This is a genomic window from Mesorhizobium sp. P2_D5, from assembly GCF_056404355.1.
The window spans coordinates 772,789-793,694 of record NZ_JBFUEE010000002.1; the positions used below are offsets into that span (position 1 = coordinate 772,789).

The window sequence follows — 20,906 nt, forward strand, 5'->3', positions numbered from 1 at the left end:
GCGATCCGGGAGCATACAGAGATGCGACCGCATGTTTCGGAAGCCAACCAACCGGCGACCATCTCTGCCATGCAAGACGACCTGGCGATGTTGCAGCGGGAGACATTCGACTACTTCCTCCACGAGGTGAACCCTGCCAACGGCCTCATTCTGGACAAGACCGAAGCGAATTGGCCCGCAAGCATCGCGGCCACTGGCCTTGCGCTGTCTTGCTATCCAGTGGGAGTCGAGCGCGGATTCATGAGTCGGAGCGCGGCTGTCGAACGCACTTTGACTACGCTGCGCTTCTTCTGGAATAGCCCACAAGGCCCGGAGCCGGACGCCACGGGATATCGCGGCGTCTATTACCACTTCCTGGACATGCAGACCGGCCGGAGGGCTTGGCAATGCGAGCTGTCGACCATCGACAGCACGCTCCTGCTGGCGGGCGCGCTGGCCGCAGGGCAGTATTTCGATGCCGACACCGAGGCCGAAACTGAAATCCGCACCTTGGCGAATGCGCTCTATCGGCGGGCAGACTGGTGCTGGGCGCAGGATGGGGGAGAAACCGTCACCCATGGGTGGACACCGGAGCACGGATTCCTGAAGTATCGCTGGGAAGGCTATGACGAAGCGCTCTTGCTCTATGTCATGGGGTTGGGTTCGCCGACACACCCCTTGCCCAAGACCAGCTACACGGCCTGGACCGCAACATTCCGATGGGAGAACTGTTACGGTTACGAATACCTCTATGCTGGACCGCTGTTCATCCATCAGCTCTCGCATGTATGGATCGATCTTAGAGGCTTGCAGGATGCCTTCATGCGCAGCAAGGGCAGCGACTACTTCGAGAACAGCCGACGCGCCACCTTCGTCCAGCAACGCTACGCCGTCGACAATCCGCGCGGTTTTGAAGGCTACGGCGAACACTGCTGGGGCATTACCGCAAGCGAGGGACCTGGTCCCTCCACGCTCAAGGTGAACGGTATCGAACGTCGGTTCGAGGGCTATGTCGGGCGCGGTGTGCCCTATGGTCCCGACGACGGCACGCTCGCTCCGTGGGCCGTTGCCGCCTCCTTGCCCTTCGCGCCGGAAATCGTCCGGCCGGCGATCAGCTTTTGCATCCATCAAGCCAAGCTCAAGGCCGCCAACGCGTATGGCTTCAAGGCGGCCTTCAATCCAACGCATCCGGGGACGCCCGACAGCGCTTTCGGATGGTGGATTTCGCCTTGGCATTTCGGCCTCAACGAAGGCCCAGTTGTCCTGATGATCGAGAACGACCGCAGCGCCCTCCTGTGGCGGCTGATGCGCTCGTGCCCGTATATCCGTAGCGGCCTGCAACGAGCAGGATTTGAAGGCGGCTGGCTGGGAGAGTTGGATCAGGAGTCGACGCCAACTGCTTGCTCGGCATGGACTGAGTTCGCGTGGATGCGACCAAGGCTGAGAAATTGGCGAGCGTTACGTTTATGACGTTTCCTTTGGAAGGGCGTTCCCGAACAATTCGACGCTACCCTCGGCCAGCAAGCAGGCGAGGGAAATGGCATTCGACGGATGCGGAATGGAGTCCGTGCTCACGACCCTTTCAGCGCCGGCCGCCAACAGCTGCGTGTAGGCGTCTTGAGCGAATACGGGGTGAATGACGATGCAGACTGCGGGAGGCAGACCGAGCTGCCGCAAATGATCCAGGGTTTCGATCATGGTTCGCCCCGACGAAGCGATATCATCGACGATGACCGGGGTTCGGTTGCGAGTTGCATCGATCGAAGGAAGGCTTACCTCGACGTCGCGGTCACCTCGTCGGATTTTCGTCAGGATCTGATAGGCGACACCGGCGCAGTCGGCGATGTCGGATACCCATTGGCTGCTTTCACCATCTGGCCCTATCAGGACGGCATTGGGGACGTTGTCTCTAATCCAGTCAGAGATGAGAGGAGCCGTGGCCACCGCATGGGTCGGGATGCGAAAAAGCTCGGTAAGCTTGGGAAGCCTGTGCTGGTGAGGATCTGCCGTCACCAACCAATCGAAGCTTTCCGCCAGGAAACGTGCGAACAATAGCGCGCTTTCCACTTCGCCGGGATTGAACCGCTTGTCCTGGCGCATGTAGGCCAGATATGGCGCAATGAGCCCAACAGAGCGAGCGCCGAATTCGCGGGCAGTCGCGGCCGCGAACCGCAATGGCAGCGCGAGTTCGTCAGGGTTGCGGAGACTGGCTACCAGGGCAACGTCGACGCCGCCCAGATCCTGTTCGATCGTGACCAGGGATTCGCCATCGGGAAAGTGGCGCCAGTCCAGCCGGCCGGTTCGCGCGGCCAGCAAAGGGCCTACTACGTCAGCCATGGTTCGCTGCAACGGGAAAGGAAGCAGCACGCGGGTCATTGACCGTCTCCGATTTGGAATATGTCTGGATGAGCCGAAGCATATTCAAGTGCGTATTCCAGTTCTCCTGGCGAACGGGCATGGACATGAAACAGAGGCTCACCAGCCTGGACACTATCGCCGATCCGAACCTGGGAATCGGTTCCAGCCAGTGGGCTGCCTGGCGCGCCTGCGAGCTTGGCGATCCTTGCAAGCCGACGATTGTCGACCGCCTGAACCTGGCCGTTACGGTTGGCTAGAACCGGGCTGATGTATGTGGCCACTCCCGGCTCGGCAAAGCCGCCCTGTGCCTGGCAGATTGCCATAAACTTGCGGAGAGCTGCGCCACTGTCGAGCAGCGTGGACGCCACGGCGCGGCCCTTTCCTGGCACTGCCCCGGGTGCGGAATCGAGCAAGACGCCAGCAATGTCGAGCGCACGGCTGCGGAGATCGCGGGGCGCTGCCGCGTCGTTTCGCATGACGCTAAGCACGTCCCGCGCCTCTAGAGCCGGACCGATGCCGTAGCCGACGGGCTGGAGGCCATCGGTGCGGAGGACTGAGAGGTTAAGTCCAAGAGCTTGCGCCGCGGCAATGAGCCTTGCCTCGAGGAGAGCGGCGGCTGAGAAAGAACGCACCTTGGCGGTCGGTCCGATGGGAATGTCTATGACCACATGGGTGGCGCCGGCTGCGGCCTTCTTGGAAAGCACGCTTGCGACCAGTTGGCCGTCGCTGTCGAAATCGAGCGGACGCTCGATGCGGATCAGAATGTCGTCGGCCGGGCTGAGCCGGACATTTCCGCCCCAGACGATGCAGCCTCCTTCGCGCTCGACCACGCTTCGCATGGCTTCGAGGTCCAGCGCCACCGGCGCCATAACCTCCATCGTGTCGGCCGTGCCTGCGGGGGACGTGATGGCACGCGAGGACGTCTTTGGGATTCGGTGACCAGCGGCAGCAACGATCGCAACGACGATGGGCGTGGTGCGGTTTCCGGGGAGGCCGCCGACACAATGCTTGTCCAACACCGCGCCGCCGCCCCAATCCATGCGCTCTCCGACCGCCAACATTGCCTTGGTCAGAGCAATCGTCTCTTCATTGTCGAGTCGGTCGCCGGCGCAGGCCGTGACGAATGCCGTCAGTTCCATGTCTGACAGGCGGTTGCTGACGGTGTCGTGGATTAGGGCGAGGAAATCAGACTCGCCGAGCCGCTGGCCGAATACCTTCGCCCTTAACGCCGGTGCCGAGACGGGCGGCTCTGGATGGCTGATTACGGCGACTGCGTCGGCCCCAGGTTGGAGAATAGTCCAGGCCGCCTCGGACAGCGCGGCGACATCCAGTTCGAGATGATCGTCGACAACCACGTTAAGCGTGGCGACCACCTCGCGGTCACCGCTGCGCGCCAGAACTCGGGTCAGAGCGGTGAAACCTTCCGACCGGCAGACGTGACAATCGCGATGCATATAGACGACGGGTTGCTGATAGGTGTCGATGCCCGCTCGGACGAGGCGTAGCGGGCCATGTGCGTCACTCATGTCGGCTGCTCCAGCGGCGGTTGCGGCAGTTTCATGCTTGCGATCGCGGCGAGACCCATGGCCGCGGCAGCGATGAGGAAGGCGGCGCCTTGCAGACGATGGAAACCGAACAGCAGGCCGGCGGCCGCAGAGCCAACCGACAGCCCGAGACTGACTGCCGCCGACTGGATGCCGAGTTCCACGCCCTGGCTTCGTGCGCTGATGCGCGATACCCAGTAGGCGAGCAGCGGGCTGATCACACCGGCCGAAGCCGAAACAACGGAAACCGCAAACAGCATTTCCGTGAGCCCGGCAAGTGTCGGTAAAACCGCCAGACCGATCGCCATCACAAGGAAGGCAGGAGCCACAAGTAGCCTTGCTGCTGCTGGTTTGACGAGCGGCGAAAAGACGAGGCCCTGGACCGCAAACATGACAACGCTGCATGTCGCGAACATGAGGCCGAGCGCGGCAGGCCCCATGGCGAGTTCGACGTTTCGCAGGGTGAGCCCGACCTCGAATGCACCAAGCCCTGCCGCGGCCACGGCGGCAAGAGCGAGCAGTCGTAACTCTCCCGGCACGAACATTGACGAGCCGCCCTTGCTCACCTCAGCACGAGGTCTTGGCAACAGCTTTCCAGGAAGTGCAAGCCACGCACCGAGGGCCGCCGCTACAGCGAGGCCGGATGCAAGGAAGAAAGGGACTGCCTGTGGCGGGGCAACCGCCAGCCCCAGGTCAAAATTCAGTTCCGAAGCGAGGCCGCCGAACATCGGCCCGACCAGGAAGCCTGCGATCGATGCCATGCTCACCCAGCCGAACGCTCTTGTGCGGCGATCGTCCTCGCCTTCGGTGTCGGAGATGAACGCAAGAGCCGTTGGCCCCACGGCAGCGGCGAAACCGCCATTCAAGATCCGCCCGGCATAAAGAATGAGCAGACTTGGGGCCAGCGCCGAAGCGGCCAGGGTAATAGCAAAGCCGATCAGACTGACAACAAGGACAGGTCTGCGCCCGATCAAATCCGACCACTTCCCCCAGAGGAAAGCGGCGCCCACCGGCGCGGCGACATAGGCAGCGGTCAAGAAGCCAACCTGCCGCGCATTGAATGTCGGTTCTGTGGAACCGGCAAGCCGCTCGACCATTATCGGTAGGACCGGCAAGATGATTCCGTAGCCGAGCGCGACGACAAAGGCCGAGGCGAGAAGTGCACCTAGCGCCCATCGCGACGTTGGCAGGCGAGCTTGCATCGACACGCTCATGCCTGTGCCCCTGTAGGGTGCTGATGAGCGACGCCTTCGGTCATCGATGCTGCGGCTGGCCTAATGCCTTCGAGCCTGGTTCGCTTGAGCAGAAGGGCGTTGACGGCCACGAGAGCCGAGCTGCCCGACATGGCCAGCGCGGCAAGCTCGGGGCTCAGCAGGAACGGGTAGAAGACGCCCGCTGCGATCGGGAAGGCGATGAGATTGTATCCAACCGCCCACCATAGGTTCTGGTGCATCTTGCGCAGCGTGGCGTGCGACAGCGTCATCGCACCGACCACATCGTAGGGATCGCTCTTCATCAGCACGATGTCGGCGCTCTCAATGGCGACATCGGTGCCTGCACCGATGGCGAACCCGACATCGGCTTGCGTCAGGGCTGGTGCGTCGTTGACGCCATCGCCGACCATGCCGACCTTCAGGCCCTGGCCTTGCAGTTCCCTGATCTTTTCCGCCTTCTGCCCTGGCAGCACGTCTGCGAGGACGATGTCGATGCCGAGCACGTCCGCGATGCGCTTGGCGGTGCCAGCATTGTCACCGGTGAGCATCGCCACGCGAACGCCCTGCTCGTGCAGTTTGGCGATCGTTGCAACGGCCGTCGGGCGCGGCGTATCGGCGATCGCGATCAGCCCGAGCAGTTTGCCGGATCGCGCCACATGGATGACGGTGCGGCCTTCGCCCTTCAGCGTCTCGGCTTTCTCACCGAGTGCCAGAAGATCGACCTTCTGCTCGTCCATAAGCCGTCGGTTGCCAAGGAAAACCTGGTCCCCGCCGATCGCGGCGCTGGCGCCTTTGCCTTGGAAATTCAGAAAGTCCGACACTTTGGGAAGCTTCAGATCCTTGGCCCGCTCGACGATAGCCAGGGCTAACGGGTGATCCGAGCCCTGATCCACGGCGCCCGCGACTTGCAGAACCTCGTCGGGTGAAACGCCGGCGGCGGGAACGATTTCGACGATCTTGGGCTGCCCCATCGTGAGCGTGCCGGTCTTGTCGAAGACGATCACGTCGAGCTTGGTCGCCTCCTCGAGAGCGGCGGCGTTCTTGAACAGGATTCCGTTTGCGGCGCCAAGGCCGGTGCCGACCCATGACGGCCATCGGGGTGGCGAGGCCGAGTGCATCGGGACAGGCGATGACGAAAACAGTGATGGTCAAGGTCATCGCGAACAGCAGAGGCTGGCCGAGCCACCAGAACCAGACGGCGAAGGTCACGAGCCCAATGAGGATCGCGGCGAGCACCAGCCATTGCGAGGCACGATCAGCGAGCAGTTGCGCCGGCGCCTTCGAATTCTGCGCCTCCTGGACCAGCTTGACGATCTGGGCAAGGGCCGTGTCAGCGCCCACCTTGGTGGAGCGATAGCGCAGCGTGCCGCTCTTGTTGATCGTCGCCCCAATGACTTTGTCGCCGACGTTCTTGGTCACCGGCATCGACTCGCCGGTAAGCATCGATTCATCGATGGTCGACGTGCCCTCGACCACCTCGCCGTCGACCGGAAGCTTGTTGCCGGGCCGCAGGATCACGATGTCGCCGAGCACGACGTCGGCGGTTGCAACCTCGACCTCCTTGCCATCACGGAAAACCGACGCCCTTGGCGGGGCGAGGTCGAGCAGGGCCCTGATCGCGGCCGAAGCCCCGGCGCGGGCGCGCATCTCCAGCCAGTGGCCGAGCAGGATGAACACGAGGAGCACGCTCGCCGCCTCGTAGAACTGCTGCCCCTCGAAGAAGAAGGTAGTGCCGACGCTGAACAGGTAGCCGGTGCCTACGCTCAGCACCACCAGCACCGCCATGTTGAGCACTCCGTTGCGCAGGGCCCGCCAAGCGGCGACCAGGAACGGCCAGACCGGATAGAGGATCGCGGCGCTGGCGAGGAAAAACATCGCCAGGTCATCACTTAGGCCGAAGGGCGGACGCAGCCAGGGCTCGCCGAGACCCATCGGCTCCATGGCAAAAATCGGCAGTGCGAAAACCAGGCTGATGAAGAATCGGTTGCGCATGTCCTTGACCATGCCCTGCATGTCCATGCCGGCACCGTGTCCCATCTCATGGGCCATGGCGTCGTGCGGCGCCTTGGCCGCGGCCGTCCTCTGCCCTGCCGGACCGTGCAGCGCGGTGGTGGCGTGCGCCACATGATCATGTCCGGCATGCACGAAGGTCGCGCGCGAATGTCCCGGCGGAATCGTCGTGCTGTCGGGAACGCATAGATGGCGAGGCACAGTCTCGCCACGGCAATGGAAGCCGCAGGCCTCGACTTCCCCAGCAAGGGTCTCGGGGTTCGTCCGTCCTTCGTCGAATTCGACGGTCGCGGTTGTCGATCCTGCGTTCATCGCAACACTGGCGACACCCGGTAAAGCCGCCAGACGTTTTTCAACCGCCGCGAAGTCCATCATCCCGATAAGGTCGCGCACTTCCAGATTGATCTTCTTCATCATTGTTCTCCGTGCCGCGGTTCGTGGCACCATCGCACCGGCTGCCGTGTCTCAGGTTCGATAGGCAAAGGTCGACATCATACCGCGCGTCATGTGGTAGAGATGGTGACAATGGAATGCCCACTGACCGGGATTGACGGCATCCACCGCAATGGTGACCGAGCGCATCGGCGGCACCAGCACGGTGTCGCGAACGGCACCGTGGAAGCGCTGCCCGTCAATCGCGACCACCTGGAAATGGTGGCCGTGAAGGTGCATCGGGTGAGCCATCATACAGTCGTTGCGCAGCGTGACCTCAACGCGATCGCCCTTGTCCACGAGGATGGGCGCGCTGGTTTCGAGACCCCAGCGATAGGCGGCCATGTCGCCGGTCAGCGCCATTTCGAACGTCTTGTGGGCAAGGCGTGATGCCAGTGGCGCCTTCGCCCGAAGTTGCGCCTCGAGGGCCAGATCGAGAACCGGAGCGTAGACATCGGCAGCCGTCCCGAGCTTGACCACCGCCGCCCCCGTCGGACGCAGGACAATTCCGGTCCGTTCCTTGCTCCCCTCGCGCAGTGCCAAGATCGGAAAGGAAGAGCTGAGGTCGCGCGGCAACTGCAAGCGCACGTCGATGCGCTGTCCCATCGTCATCGGAAACCGCCGGCCCCTGACCGGCTCGACAGGCTGACCGTCAACCGCGATCAGTTCGCCTTCAAGTTCGCCGAAGTCGATCGTGAACGCGGTTGCCGTGCCGCCATTGATGATCCGCACCCGCACGCGTCCGCCTCGTTCAACCGACACGATCTCAGGGTCGTTCAGGGACCGGTCATTGGCCAGGTAGGCGTCATAATCGATGTCGTTGAGATCGGTCATCATGCCGCCATCGTTCATCCCAGCCATGGCGTCGGTTTGCGCACCCGACATATCCATCCCGTCCATCGGCATGGAGCCACCGGTATTCTTACTGAGCAGCCCGGCCAGCAGCTCCTGCGGCGATGAGAACGAGAAATCGTGGAGCAGGATGACAACCTCCTGCTCATCCTTTGCGTCATCGGCGGGATCGGCGACAATAAGCGGAGCGGCGAGCAGCAACTGTTCCTGTAGTGTATGGGCGTGCATCCAGAAGGTGCCAGGCTCGCCGACCGGAAAATCGAAACTGCGATCGGCTTGAGCCTCGATGAGGGGCCGTGGCGCGTCGGCGACGCCGTCGCTCGGCCAGGGCGGCGTCAGCCCATGCCAATGTATGATCGTCGGTTCGGCGGTCTCGTTTCGCAGTAAGACGTTGAAGGCTTCGCCCGCCCGCAAGCGCAGGCCGGGGGCGCCGTCGGCCCGTCGCAGTCCGAAGACGCTTGCAGCTTTGCCGTTCACTTCGATCGTGCGGCGTGAGATGCCAAGCGTCTGGCCGCCTGACCGAATGGCGGAGACTGCCGCGAGCAAGGGTGATGGGATCGCCAAAGCTGCGGCACCTGCGACTGCGCCCTTCAGGATGTCTCGGCGTTTCATGATCGTTTCCTCACTTTCGGTTCAGATTTCGGAATTTCGTTTGTTTCGTCTGCACACAAGGTTCAGCCCCCAACGGCCCTCCTTCAGGGCGCACGGCGCTCGCCGGCGGAACCGAACAGCTTGGCCAGATGTGGAAAAAAGGCAGGCACACGGCCCGCATAACGGTCATATGCGTCGCCGAATTCCTTTCTCGCTTCACGCTCTTCGATGAAGGAGAGCCGCACATACATGCCCACCAGTATCGGGAACATTGCCAGCGTCAGCAGCGTCGGCCACTGCACGAGGAATCCCGCCATGACGAGGACGAAGCCGACATATTGCGGATGCCGGACGGAGGCATATGGACCGCCCGTTGCGAGGCGATTGTGACGTTGCGCGTTCGCCACGCGGTCGAGATCAGCATGAAACCGCCGCCTATCAGGAAAAAGCTGAGAACGTGGAAGGGCCCGAAATGCGGATTGAGCCGCCAACCCAACATCATCTCCGGGAGGTGACCGGCATCATGCGAGAACCGGTCGATGCCGGGGTATCGTGACTGCAGCCACCCCGAGAACAGGTAAATCGTCAGGGGAAAGCCATACATCTCGGCAAACAGCGCCACCAAAAAGGCGCTGAAGGCACCGAAGGAGCGCCAGTCAGGGCCGGTCCGCGGCTTGAAGAAGCTGAACGCAAACAGGATGAAAACCGCCGAATTGATTATAGCCAGGCCCCAGAGGCCGTAGGCGGGAGATTGCTCGACCATGGTCATGCTCCTCTATTGTGGGCGTGTGCCGTCTTGTGCGCCCGGCTTAGTTTCCTTCTGTCCGGTATGCCTCCCATGACCGCCATGCCCGCGGTGGCCGCCATGCATGAACATGTGAAGCAGAGGACAGGCGAGCAGTAGCAGAAAGGGAAGGGCACCGAAGGTATGAGCCCAGTGCTCAGTGAGCAGGAAAAACGCGGCGATCAGCAGGAAAGCGATCGTGACCAGGCCGGCCTTCGAAGTCCAAAATCCGCCTGCCTCGGCCTCCGGTTCTGGTTCGGACCCGGTCGGGGGACCGGACATGCGGTGCACGTTGTTGGTATTCATGGGATGGGTTCCTTGTTTGTCAGCGGTTGTCATTGACGGAGCTTTCGAGCCAATACGCGATGAGGCTGACGGCCCAGACCAGCGCGCAGGCAAACAGTGGCCACCTGAAGTCGGAGCCAATCGTGAAGTTGACCACCGACATCAAGCCGATGGACGACCCTCCTCCGACCAGAGCGCCGGCCACCGCGACCGGTTGGCGCGCGCGGAATGCGGTGATTGCCAGCGCAACCAGGAGAACGCCGGTGGCTAGGGCGTAGCCACCGAGCACCCGGAAAACCTGGGTGAGCCACATCGCAAGCCGTGGACCGATGGCTTCGAGCTCGGCGACCGAGAGGTCCATATAGCGGACATCCTCGGCCAAGAATGGTGGCCTGAGGGCGATGAAATACAGTCCGATCCCGGCGATGATCATCCCCGCCAGAGCAAGAGTGACGGACGACGTCGTCCATGGATTGACTGTGGCTTTCATGGACTGAACCTCGGCTTGCTTTACCGCCGCCCCGTGGCGACGACATTGTAGATCGAGGCGTAAACGACACCCGCCAACAGCCCAACGATGCCAAGGACGCCGACACCGTAGAGAGCGCGGCCCGGCCTCATGGGCGCCGTAGACTTGACCGCGCTAAGGTCGAGTCCATGCATGAAGGCACCGAAGAAATCGAGTGTTGCGTCGGGCCACATGGCGAAAGCCAGGGCACAGAGCATGCTCATCAGGGCCAGTGTCACGCCCAGCGCGATGCCGACGGACAGGATGCTGAGTTTGGCCATGGGTTCCTCCCGTCATTTCGCGTGTTGCTTGAGCCATTCCTGCATTGCTGCAATTTCGGCCTGCTGAGCCGCGATGATCTGATTGGCCCAGACCTTGACCTGATCATCCTTGCCGAATTGCAGGACCGCACGGGCCATATCGATGGCCCCCTGGTGGTGCGGAATCATCGCCTGGACGAAAGCGACATCGGGATCGTCGGCCTGGATGCCCTGCATCATCGGCCCATCCATCTGCTTCATCGCCTGCATGTAGTTTCTGGAGGCATCGGACATCTTGGTCGTGTCCATCGGCATAGCGTTCATCATGCCGCCTTGCCCGCCCTGCATCATGCCACCCTGCATTCCGCCGCCCTGACCGCCTTGCATCATCTGTTGCATCATCGGCATCATCTTCTGCATCGTGGACATCATCGCCGAGCACTGCTCGGGCAACCCGCCCGGCATCGCCTCCGCGGCCGGTGCCGTTGTCGTAGTTTGTGGTGCGTCGGCCGCCGGATGGTGCGGATCCGTCTGAGCAAAAGCCGCGCCCGACAGAGTTGCGATTGCGGCAAGCGCGATCAATCGAAGGTGGGTTTTCATGACTAGTTCCTTGTCGTTGGTGTGAACCGACAAACGAGCTCTGAACGGGTAAGCAAGGCAGCCCAGATCGCCGCTGCTGGTTGGTTTCGCGGATCGGTCGCGCGTTATGGGGCCTTGACAGACACTGCTGGATTCAACAGTCCCTAGGGCTGCGACTGCGCGATATCAGGCTAGAATCTGGGGAGGTTGCAGGAGGGCCTCGGGGTCGATGCCCGTTGCCAGGAGCGCCTTGCCCGCCATGAAGCGGATTGCAACCGGCGCATCATCAAGAGCGCCGCATTCGCTGGCGGAAATGCCTGCAGCACAACAGCCGAAGCCGGCCGAGTGCATGCAATCCAGGCAGCCATCGCATGAGGCGCGATGGTCGTCCTGGTCTGTGGACGCAACGTGACCCATCACCTTGAGCAAAGCGCCCGTCGACGTCGCAACATCAGTGGTAACGCCGACGCCGATTGCAGAAGCCTGTTCGGTAGGACCAGCAATGGCACCGCCCGCGATCAGGAGGATCACGGCTAGCAGCAAGCGAAGCTGGGCCAAGGTGATTTTCATGGATTCAGTGTAGCCCAACTGCATGTCGCCACTTTGATGCAAATCAATGCCCACGAGCGTGCCTAAGCCGAAATTGGTAACATTCCGGCGGCCGGCAATGAGGAGATAACTACGTGCTCACAGTCCCCGGGGTGGCAAAAGCCAGCACGTCCCTGTCGGGGCGGCTCAACCGCAAATGCTTCTGCATCTCGCTCGATCGGGCGAAACTTTGGGCGGCGCTGGACCATGAGGCCGGCGAGCCTGGTTTCTGCGAAACCTTCATGGCATCGCGGCCGCATCTGTTTTCCAATGTCCCGGTCTTCCTCGCCGCGTCCGCCCTCGATGAGATGCAGGCAATCGTCGTTGCCGTCGAAGCGGCAGCCGGGCTACCGGGTTACCGCGATGCCGTCCTCTCCTGGGCTCCGGAAATTGCGCAGAGGGATTTTGGACCCGTCGGAGCTCTGATGGGCTACGACTTCCACCTCGACGATGAAGGCCCCAGGCTGATTGAGGTCAACACCAACGCCGGCGGGGCTTTCCTCAATGCGTTGCTGGCCAGGACACAGAAGGCCTGCTGCTCCGAAGTCGACCGGGCGTTGATCGGCGCCAGGGACGATCACTTCGAAACCAATGTCGTTGCGATGTTCGAGAACGAATGGCGCCGCCAGCGGGGAGCTGGTTCGCCGCGAACGATTGCGATCGTCGATGATCAGCCTGGGGAGCAGTATCTCTATCCTGAATTCGTGCTAGCCCGGCAGCTATTGCTGAAGCACGGCATAGACGCGATGATCGGGGACGCGAGTGAGCTGAAATATGACGGCGGAAGACTTCGGCTCGACGGACAAGAGATTGACCTCGTCTACAATCGCCTGGTCGATTTCACACTTGATCGCCCGGAACATGCTGCGCTCAGAGCGGCTTATCAGGACGGCGCCGTGGTGGTCACACCCAATCCGCACAACCATGCGCTCTTTGCAAGTAAGCGCAATCTGACACTGTTGTCCGATCCGGCGGCGCTCGAAGCATTCGGCCTTCCTCCGGAGATGCGCTCGCGGCTTGCCGATGTCCCGCGGACCACTCTGGTCACGCCCGACAATTCGGATGCCGCCTGGCAATCCCGTAAGGACATGTTCTTCAAGCCGCTCTCAGGCCACGGCAGCAAGGCGGTGTACCGCGGCGACAAGGTGACGAAAGGGGTGTGGGCCGAGATCGCACGTGGCGGCTATGTGGCCCAGGCGTTTGCCTCACCCGGACAGCGCATGATCGAGATCGATGGCGCGCTCACGCCGCGCAAGATGGACGTGCGGCTTTATACCTATGATGGCCAGATGTTGCTCGCGGCAGCCCGCCTCTACCAGGGTCAGACTACGAATTTCCGCACACCAGGCGGCGGTTTTGCCCCTGTATTGGCCATCTGACCATGCGCGGATCATCGCTGCAGATGATCAGCGGCGGCTCCTTGAGCATCAAGTTTGCATTATTCGGGCGGCGGACACTTGAGGTAGAGAGAAACTTGCCTGAGTTGGGCGCGGGCTTGGTCCGTCGAAAGCGGGCCGCGCCCGCGCAATTCATGCCTCCCCGTGCCACCGGCCACACGCATGGTGGCCTATTCACTTGCTTCCCGGCCAGACATCTCTTCTATGAGGATCCGGAAGAAAACGTGCGGCAAGCTATCTGACACGGGAGGTATGACAGGCTTGAGCGCGCCGGGCTCCCACCAGTCCGCGTGCTTGCTCAAGACTGACCATGCGTGATCGCGCTGAAGCTTGTGTCCGATCTGGTCAGGCAGTTCTTCAAAGCGGCCGTCGACAATCACGCTTCTCCATCCGCGTCCCTGGGTGTGTTCGACGATCTGGGCGCATACCAGGGAGTTGGCCCGCATCCAGTCGATCTTCTTCCCCGGCAAGGAGAACGCGTAGAGGTGACCGTCGGCGTAGGCGTAGTTGAAGCAGACGACGTAGGGTTGTCCGTCCTTAGCGCATGCCAGATGGCCGACGCGATTGGCGGCCAGCAATTTCGCGCATTCCAAAGTGGAGAGCGTGCGGATCAGCATCGATGCGACCCTCCTATTTTCTTACACTTCACACTTTGACAGCCGAACTCGCTATGACGTGGATCAAATTGCCGCGTCTGTTTGGTCAGCAGGAGTCCGGCCACTCTTCGGGACGCAGAAATTCGCAGGTGCCGCGAGACCCTCTGAGGCGAGAAGCGGGCCGATGAAGGCGCTGACGGTGTCAAGCGACTGGCGCAGACCAAAACTAGCGCCGCGCAGATGCGGCGGGGCGATGTCGGCGACAAGCGCGTCGCGTGGCGCGCCGCGAATACCCTTACCGACACGATCGATGAAGCGCGCCGCGAAAAGTCCGGGAAGGTCGACCAATTGCCGCAGCATCTGCCGGTGACATGCCGGGGGGGTATCCTGCCCGCGATAGACGGGTTCTTGCGCAATGGACTTGGGGTTTGGGAACTATCGCCTGAAAAGATCCGAACGGTTGCTGCTGGGGCCCGACGGGCCAATGGATCTTTCGGCGCGATCCTTCGACATCCTGGCCACGTTGCTGGAGAGGCCGGACGAGGTGATCGGCAAGACCGAATTATTAGATGCAGTCTGGCCCGGCGTGGTGGTCGAGGAGAACACGCTGCAGGTGCACATTTCGGCGCTGCGAAAACAGCTGCCCGCCGAGATGATCGTAACCGTGCATGGTCGCGGCTATAAATATGCTGGCCCCAAGCCTATCGAGGCCCCCGCGGAAGCTCCGGCGCCGCTCAGACCGTCCATCGCCGTTCTTCCCTTCGACAACATGAGTGGCGATCCGGCGCAGGATATTTTCTGCGAAGGATTGGCGCTCAACATCGTCGCCAGCCTCGGGCGCTTTCACGAGCTGTTCGTCATCGACAGGTTTTCGACCCTGGCCTACCGCAACCGGCCGGTGACATCGGCCGAGGCCGCGCGTGAACTTTCGGTTCGAACTCATGCCCGTCGCATTCAAATAGATGCAGGTCCGTATGATAGCAGACCATTCCTCATGACGCCGGGCGCGCCCGGTGGCTTTCAGGTGTCGGACGATATCGCCGTCCGGATCGAGCAGGCAAACATCCGGCACTGCCTGCGCTGCCGCTTGCTTCTGGCGGCGCGCCTCGCGCAGCAGATTCTCCGGTGTAAATGCCGACGGCTCGGCGTAGTGCTTGCCGGCAAGGATCGGCGGCGCGTCGTTCTCAGACATGGCACTCATTCCCCGGGCACGGCGCATCATTGACGATGAAAAGCGAATTCATGGCGCGGCCTTTCCGGCGTCGGCTTTGACGAGCGGCGCGCCGGTCGGATGGTCTTTCATCAATGCGGCTACGATCACGCCAGACACGAAGGTCAGCCCCGCAATCGCTGCGATCGCCGAGGCCAAGCCGAAGAAATCGGCGATGAAGCCGGCCGATAGCGCGCCGATTGCGTAGCCAAGATCGCGCCAGAATCGGTAGACGCTGAGTGCGCGGGCGCGCCACGAAGGGTGGGCGGCATCCGAGACGGCCGCGATCAGGCTCGGATAAACCATGGCGGTGCCGAGCCCGAGCAGAACGCTCGCCAGCAGCCACCAGCGAAAGTCACGGGTCCAGGCGGTCAGGAACAGCGCCGCCGCTTGCACCCACATCCCTGCCGCGATCAGGCCCTTGCGCCCCCAGCGATCACTTAAAGGCCCTGTGGCGACCTGCAGCAGTCCCCACACTCCGGGATAGACGGCCTTCAGGATGCCGATGCGCTCGACACCCAAGCCGTTGGCGGCGAAGAATAGTGGGAAGATGCCCCAGCTCATGCCGTCATTGAGATTGTTGACCAGCCCGGCCTGACAGGCGGCGAACAAATTTCGGTCGCGGAAGGTGGTGAGGGCAAACACCTCGCCGAAGGAAATCGGCGAGGCTTGTTTGACGTGACCGGCCATCTCCGCCCGAACATGGTCCCGCGTGTCGCGCACCAGTACGAGCGAGAGAATGGTTCCAAGCAGGGCGTATGCCACGCCGAGATAGATCGGAACCGGCCGTAGGCCGTATTGCCCTGCGAGATACCCGGTGAGAAAGGCCGTGACGCCGACGGCGAAATAGCCAGCGAACTCGTTGAGGCCGACCGCCATGCCCCGCCCTTTGGGGCCGACAAGATCCACCTTCATGATCACTGTCATCGACCAGGCAAACCCCTGGCTGATGCCAAGCAAGGCGTTTGCGGCAATGATCCAGCCCCAGCTCGGCGCCCAGATGATGATGAACGGCACCGGCAGCCCGAGCAACCAGCCAAGAATGAGCACGCGCTTGCGGCCCCATGTATCGGCGAGTTGCCCAGAGATGAGATTGGCAAAGGCCTTCACCACCCCAAAGCTTACGATGAAGGAGACGACCAGCGTCGTCGAAGCGATCCCGAATTCTTCCGAGCCAATCAGCGGCACGACGGTTCGTTCAATGCCAACCATGCCGCCGACAAAAGCGTTGATCAGCACCAGGAGTGAAAACTGCTGCCAGTTGGCTTTGAGCCCGAGGGCAACACGCGGCGCGACGCCGGCTTCACTCACTGCGCGGCTCCGGCATTCAGCGCGCGGGTACGTGCCGCCTCCGGTGGTGGCGGAGGAATATCCGCCACCATGGCCGCGACGAACTCGTCCTCATCAGCGATCCGAAAAGCCTTGTTGAAACGCTTCTCAAAACCGATGGTCGATGTCGGCTTGCCGCTGAGCGAACGGCCACAAACCGACCCGGAAAAGGCGCCGGGCAATACCTCGACGTGGTCGGGCAGGTCCTTGAGGCGCTGGGCGCTGGCAAACAGGCGACGCGCGCCATCCTCTGCGCTCGAGGCAAGCTCAGTGCGGCCGAGATCGCCAACCATCAGCGTATGGCCGGTCAGCACGAACCAGGGTTCGACGGTGCGTGTGCGGTCGGTCACCAGCAATGCAATATGCTCAGGCGTATGGCCGGGCGTGTGCATGATCTGCGCGGTGACATTGCCAAGTTCCAGCACCTCGCCGTCCTTGACCCGGCGGAACGGAAAGTCGGCAGCTGCACTTTCGTGGAGTACGTATTCCGCGCTGGCAGCCTGCGCGAGTGCGCGGCCGGCCGAGACATGATCGGCATGAATATGCGTGTCGATCACGTAGAGGATGCGCATGCCGGTGGCTTTGGCCGCATCGAGATAGCGTTGAACATCGCCAACGGGATCAACGACCGCAGCGGATGCCTTGCCGCCGCAGCCAAAGAGGTAGGATACGGCGACGGGATCGGAATGAAGAAACTGACGCAGGATCATGGGGAAGGCGAGCGCCGCGGCGATCGCCGGGATGGCGACCGAAGCGAACACGCTTGGCTCGATGATCAGAACCACGGCGCAGACGCGGAGCACCGAAACCGTTGCGGCCAGGGATGCCGCCCCGGCGAGCGGCAGCGGATTGCTTGCCGACGCGGCATTGCGGGCTAGCGCCAAGGTTACCGCCGTCGAAGAGACGATCGCACCGGCGAGCGAACTGACCAGCAGACCACGCGTATTGCCCAGAATGCGAATAGCCACATAGCCGGCGAACGAAATCGAGGCCATCAGCACCGTCAGGAACCAGACTTCCCAAGGATTGAAACCGCCCCACGGGTCCATCGGCCGGTTTGGCAGCAGGGGCAGAACGATCGCCGTCATCACCGCTAGGATCAGCGCCGAACGGAGTTCGACCCAGGTCAGTCGCTTCAAAAGACCGTGCAGGACCTCTCGGCTGGCCAGGATTGCCGCCAATGCCGCCCCACCCGCAGCAGCAGCCCGATAATCGCCGGCGACGGAAAGCGCGCCAAGGGCAAAAACGCCCAGGCCTGCGATCACGCTCGTGACACTGAAATCCTCGTCATGGGCAGCCTCACGCGCCTTATACCAGGCGAAGATTGCCGCAAAGGCGATGAAGCCGCCGACCAGCACGGACACCGCGCCAAGCGCGTCGGCAAGTGCGGCGAGAACGCCGCCAAGCAGCCCGGATATGCCGAACGTCCGGATGCCGGCCGTGCGACTGCGATCGGGCGCCTCCCGCTCCCGCCAGCCGCGCTCCAGGCCGACGAGCAGGCCTATTGCGAGGGCAAGTCCCAGCCGAGCGATGAGCGGATCCATTGGCGCGGCGACTTCAGGCGGCGACCGTCGGCAGGCGGTCGCGAACCCACCTGACGATCTGGCCTGCCGTCATTGCGCCTGATGTGCGCGCGATCTCTCGTCCGCCATGAAAGAGGAACATGGTCGGGATGCTGCGAATGCCGAGCCTGGCCGCAACAGCCTGCTCATTGTCAGAATTGAGTTTGATCAGACGAACACGCGGCTCCAGTTCATTTGCTGCTGCATTGTAAGCCGGCGCCATCATCTTGCAGGGGCCGCACCATGGTGCCCAGACGTCGACGACAACGGGCAGGCTGCTGCGCGCGATCTGATTGTCGAAGATCGCGGCATCGACATCTTCGGGATGCCCTGAAAACAGCCGGTTCCCGCACTTTCCGCATTTCGCCTCAATGGCATTGCGGACCGGCGGCAATCGGTTGACCCCACCGCATTTGCTGCAAACCACCAGATTCTGCTGTGCCATGGCCATTCACCGATCAGCTGTCGTCTACTATGCGCGCCACAGATGTCCATCGCCAAGGGTGCGCAACGCGTTCAGGATAACCGCCACGTCAATCCCTTCCTGAAGCAGCGCTCCGGCAACCGGGGTGATCTGCCCCATGGCAGCCGCGATCATTGCCAGCCCCGACAGTGCCAGCCCGGCGATGATGCTTTGCAAGGCAATCGATCGCGTTCGCCGTGCAATCCGAACTGCATCGGCGACGGGCTGTAGCCTGTCGGTCAGCACGATGACGTCCGCTGCCTCGGAGGAGGCGGTGGCACCACGTGCGCCCATGGCGACACCGACCGTTGCGGCCGCCAGGGCAGGGGCGTCGTTGATGCCGTCGCCGACCATCATCGTCGGCGCCGAGGCTTTCTCGGCTTCGACCGTTGCGACTTTTTCGGCAGGGATCGCATCGGCGACAACGGCGTCGAGGTCGAGCCGGGCGGAGATGCGCGTGGCTGCCACTCTGTCGTCGCCTGTGAGCATAATCATGCGCGCAATGCCGGCTGAGCGCAGCTTGCCGAGTGCATCATGCGCATCAACACGCAAGGCGTCGCCGAACGTGAAAACACCGGCAAGCCGTCCGCCGAGTGCTACAAAAACCCTGAGCACCGCCTCGTCCCGGTATTTTTCCTCGCCGCTTTTCGCCCAGCCGGGTAGCGGCTTATTGGCGAGCACGAGAGCCCGCGATCCCGCCGCGATCGACATGTTGTCGACCCGACCCTTCAGGCCCGCGCCCCGATGCTCGCGGACATCATGCGGATGCAAAAGCATCAGCTGCCTCCCGCGCGCCGCCCGGATGATCGAGTCTGCGAGCACATGGTGCGAGGCCTGTTCCAACGATGCCAACAACTGCAGCAGATGGTCGGCATCGCAGCCGGGTTCAGCTTCGATTTCGATGAGCTCGGCGCCGCCGATGGTCAAGGTGCCGGTCTTGTCGAAGATCGCGGTCCGAACCTGCGCAAGGGCCTCCAGCGCCGCCGAACCTTTCATCAAGATACCGGCGCGTGCAGCGCGGGACACGCCGCCGATGAAGGCAACAGGTGCGGCGAGAATGAGGGGGCAGGGCGTCGCGACGACCAGCACGGCGAGCGCCCGGATCGGATCGCCGGAGATGAACCACGCGATGCCGGAAACCAGCAAGGTGGCCGGCAACAGGAACAGGGCAAAACGGTCAGCCATGCGTATGAAGGGCGCTTTGGCGGTCTGCGCCGCCGCGACCATGCGCACGATCGCCGCATAAGTGCTCTGTTCTGCGAGGGCGGAAGCCCGCATGCTGAAGGTCTCGCCCGCGTTGACGGTGCCGCTGCGGAGCGTGTCGCCAGCGCTGCGCGGCACCGGCAATGGCTCTCCGGTCACCGCAGCCTCGTCGAGCGAGGCGGAAGCATCAAGCAGGATGCCGTCGACGGGAAGAAGTTCGCCGGCCCGAACCAAAAGCTCATCGCCGACAACAACGTCTTCGACGGAGATGGTCTCTGTGCCCGGCGTTGACGTCCGATGGGCGACACGCGGTGACCGGTCGGTCAATGCCTTGAGGTTTCGTTCCGCACGGCCGCGGGCAAAATCCTCAAGCACCGTGCCGCCGGCATACATGATCGCGACCACTACTGCCGCCAGAGGTTGACCGAGCAGCAGCGCGGCGGACATCGACACCAAGGCAATGGCATCGACACCGAAGCGGCCTATCCAGAAATCACGCAGAATGGAGATGGCGAGAGCCGCCACCACGGGCAAGGTAGCCATCCTCCAGATCGTGTCGGCTTCAAGGGGGCCGAGCCCGGTTCGCCAGGTTCCGATTCCAACGGCGAGACCCAGGATGGCAATGACCAGCAATGCGCGCCGCAGAGCCGACTCGTTCATACAATGTCTCACAACCCTGATGGCCCTGGCGCTAGAGTTCGCGGACCATCTCCTCGAGCAGGCGCCGCACATCGTTCGCGACCTGCGCAAGCTCACGATTGCTGATAGCGCCCATTGAAGCGACCGGATCCACTGCTGCGACCTCTACCTTTCCTGGTCCGACCTCCGCGACGATTACGTTGCAAGGCAGCATGGTTCCGATCTTGTCTTCGGCCTGAAGCGCCCGCCATGCGAAATGCGGATTGCACGCGCCCAGGATAACATAGGGCCTGAAATCTGCGCCAAGCTTGGCCTTCATGGTCTGCTGGACGTCGATCGAGGTCAGAACGCCAAACCCCTTGCTTGCGAGCTTGTCGGTCACGTGGTCGATTACCGCCGTGAATGGCATGGCGACGATCTTGCTAAAATAGTAACCCATCTAACTCTCCAATCGTTGATCGCAACAGCTCGTCGCCACTTTGCGAGTGACCTTGCGTAGGAGCTAATCGCGATGGCCGCAGAA

Annotated in this window: 19 protein-coding genes and 4 pseudogenes; 3 read left to right on the top strand and 20 right to left on the bottom strand. The window is 62.4% G+C overall.

Features of this window, described 5'->3' with window-relative positions; translation table 11 throughout:
• The first annotated feature begins 21 nt into the window (after positions 1 to 21).
• Positions 22 to 1,449, top strand: coding sequence for a glucoamylase family protein (locus tag AC1DYW_RS10400; protein ID WP_477226068.1), 1,428 nt, complete (start codon positions 22 to 24; stop codon positions 1,447 to 1,449).
• Here AC1DYW_RS10400 and AC1DYW_RS10405 read toward each other — a convergent pair.
• The 12 genes and pseudogenes from AC1DYW_RS10405 to AC1DYW_RS10460 form a co-directional block, all read right to left on the bottom strand.
• Positions 1,444 to 2,355, bottom strand: a complete 912-nt coding sequence (locus AC1DYW_RS10405) for a ribose-phosphate diphosphokinase (RefSeq protein WP_477226069.1) — start codon at positions 2,353 to 2,355, stop codon at positions 1,444 to 1,446. The genes AC1DYW_RS10400 and AC1DYW_RS10405 overlap by 6 nt on opposite strands.
• Positions 2,352 to 3,863, bottom strand: a complete 1,512-nt coding sequence (locus tag AC1DYW_RS10410) for a thymidine phosphorylase family protein (protein WP_477226070.1) — start codon at positions 3,861 to 3,863, stop codon at positions 2,352 to 2,354. The genes AC1DYW_RS10405 and AC1DYW_RS10410 overlap by 4 nt, the downstream gene beginning before the upstream one ends.
• Complete coding sequence (locus AC1DYW_RS10415; protein ID WP_477226071.1) at positions 3,860 to 5,095, bottom strand: MFS transporter; 1,236 nt, start codon at positions 5,093 to 5,095, stop codon at positions 3,860 to 3,862. The genes AC1DYW_RS10410 and AC1DYW_RS10415 overlap by 4 nt, the downstream gene beginning before the upstream one ends.
• Positions 5,092 to 6,213 (bottom strand): heavy metal translocating P-type ATPase, encoded by a 1,122-nt coding sequence (locus tag AC1DYW_RS10420; protein ID WP_477226072.1) that lies wholly within the window; start codon positions 6,211 to 6,213, stop codon positions 5,092 to 5,094. Before AC1DYW_RS10420 ends, AC1DYW_RS10415 begins: the two co-directional genes overlap by 4 nt.
• A gap of 25 nt (positions 6,214 to 6,238) precedes the next feature.
• A pseudogene (locus AC1DYW_RS10425) lies at positions 6,239 to 7,552 on the bottom strand (heavy metal translocating P-type ATPase); the annotation flags it as partial.
• A gap of 18 nt (positions 7,553 to 7,570) precedes the next feature.
• The gene (locus AC1DYW_RS10430) at positions 7,571 to 9,001 is read right to left on the bottom strand and encodes a multicopper oxidase family protein (RefSeq protein ID WP_477226073.1); all 1,431 of its coding nucleotides are present in this window, start codon (positions 8,999 to 9,001) and stop codon (positions 7,571 to 7,573) included.
• 83 nt (positions 9,002 to 9,084) lie between these two features.
• A pseudogene (locus tag AC1DYW_RS10435) lies at positions 9,085 to 9,743 on the bottom strand (methyltransferase family protein).
• 12 nt (positions 9,744 to 9,755) lie between these two features.
• A complete protein-coding gene (locus AC1DYW_RS10440; protein ID WP_477226074.1) occupies positions 9,756 to 10,070 on the bottom strand; it encodes a DUF2933 domain-containing protein in 315 nt (104 codons plus the stop codon).
• 19 nt (positions 10,071 to 10,089) lie between these two features.
• Positions 10,090 to 10,539: a hypothetical protein gene (locus tag AC1DYW_RS10445; protein WP_477226075.1), complete on the bottom strand. Its 450-nt coding sequence runs from the start codon at positions 10,537 to 10,539 to the stop codon at positions 10,090 to 10,092.
• Between the two features lie 20 nt (positions 10,540 to 10,559).
• Positions 10,560 to 10,838, bottom strand: coding sequence for a DUF5676 family membrane protein (locus AC1DYW_RS10450; protein ID WP_477226076.1), 279 nt, complete (start codon positions 10,836 to 10,838; stop codon positions 10,560 to 10,562).
• 12 nt (positions 10,839 to 10,850) lie between these two features.
• Complete coding sequence (gene copM / locus AC1DYW_RS10455; RefSeq protein ID WP_477226077.1) at positions 10,851 to 11,450, bottom strand: CopM family metallochaperone; 600 nt, start codon at positions 11,448 to 11,450, stop codon at positions 10,851 to 10,853.
• A gap of 132 nt (positions 11,451 to 11,582) precedes the next feature.
• Positions 11,583 to 12,020, bottom strand: a complete 438-nt coding sequence (locus AC1DYW_RS10460) for a hypothetical protein (protein WP_477226078.1) — start codon at positions 12,018 to 12,020, stop codon at positions 11,583 to 11,585.
• Positions 12,021 to 12,409: 389 nt separating this feature from the next.
• Between AC1DYW_RS10460 and AC1DYW_RS10465 the strand changes: the two genes are divergently transcribed.
• Positions 12,410 to 13,363, top strand: a complete 954-nt coding sequence (locus AC1DYW_RS10465) for an ATP-grasp domain-containing protein (protein WP_477226079.1) — start codon at positions 12,410 to 12,412, stop codon at positions 13,361 to 13,363.
• A 188-nt stretch (positions 13,364 to 13,551) separates the two neighbouring features.
• Here the strand turns inward: AC1DYW_RS10465 and AC1DYW_RS10470 are convergent, their stop codons facing one another.
• Together AC1DYW_RS10470 and AC1DYW_RS10475 are read right to left on the bottom strand one after the other, a co-directional pair.
• Entirely contained in the window at positions 13,552 to 13,998 is a 447-nt protein-coding gene (locus AC1DYW_RS10470) for a pyridoxamine 5'-phosphate oxidase family protein (RefSeq protein ID WP_477226080.1), read from the bottom strand.
• Between the two features lie 147 nt (positions 13,999 to 14,145).
• Positions 14,146 to 14,307: pseudogene (locus AC1DYW_RS10475) on the bottom strand (MFS transporter); the annotation flags it as partial.
• 154 nt (positions 14,308 to 14,461) lie between these two features.
• Here AC1DYW_RS10475 and AC1DYW_RS10480 point away from each other — a divergent pair.
• Positions 14,462 to 15,202 (top strand): winged helix-turn-helix domain-containing protein, encoded by a 741-nt coding sequence (locus AC1DYW_RS10480; RefSeq protein ID WP_477226081.1) that lies wholly within the window; start codon positions 14,462 to 14,464, stop codon positions 15,200 to 15,202.
• Positions 15,203 to 15,217: 15 nt separating this feature from the next.
• On the opposite strand, the gene AC1DYW_RS10485 is transcribed toward AC1DYW_RS10480, so the two are convergent.
• The 6 genes and pseudogenes from AC1DYW_RS10485 to AC1DYW_RS10510 form a co-directional block, all read right to left on the bottom strand.
• Positions 15,218 to 16,498: an MFS transporter gene (locus AC1DYW_RS10485; protein ID WP_477226082.1), complete on the bottom strand. Its 1,281-nt coding sequence runs from the start codon at positions 16,496 to 16,498 to the stop codon at positions 15,218 to 15,220.
• On the bottom strand, positions 16,495 to 17,226 hold the full coding sequence (locus AC1DYW_RS10490) for an MBL fold metallo-hydrolase (protein WP_477226429.1): 732 nt from the start codon (positions 17,224 to 17,226) through the stop codon (positions 16,495 to 16,497). Before AC1DYW_RS10490 ends, AC1DYW_RS10485 begins: the two co-directional genes overlap by 4 nt.
• A 3-nt stretch (positions 17,227 to 17,229) precedes the next feature.
• Positions 17,230 to 18,060: pseudogene (locus AC1DYW_RS10495) on the bottom strand (MgtC/SapB family protein); the annotation flags it as partial.
• 13 nt (positions 18,061 to 18,073) lie between these two features.
• Entirely contained in the window at positions 18,074 to 18,523 is a 450-nt protein-coding gene (gene trxC / locus AC1DYW_RS10500; protein WP_477226083.1) for a thioredoxin TrxC, read from the bottom strand.
• Between the two features lie 27 nt (positions 18,524 to 18,550).
• Positions 18,551 to 20,404 carry a heavy metal translocating P-type ATPase gene (locus AC1DYW_RS10505; protein ID WP_477226084.1) on the bottom strand — a complete coding sequence of 618 codons (1,854 nt, stop codon included), beginning with the start codon at positions 20,402 to 20,404 and terminating at the stop codon, positions 18,551 to 18,553.
• A 31-nt stretch (positions 20,405 to 20,435) separates the two neighbouring features.
• Positions 20,436 to 20,822, bottom strand: a complete 387-nt coding sequence (locus tag AC1DYW_RS10510; protein ID WP_477226085.1) for a DUF302 domain-containing protein — start codon at positions 20,820 to 20,822, stop codon at positions 20,436 to 20,438.
• Positions 20,823 to 20,906: the final 84 nt, after the last annotated feature.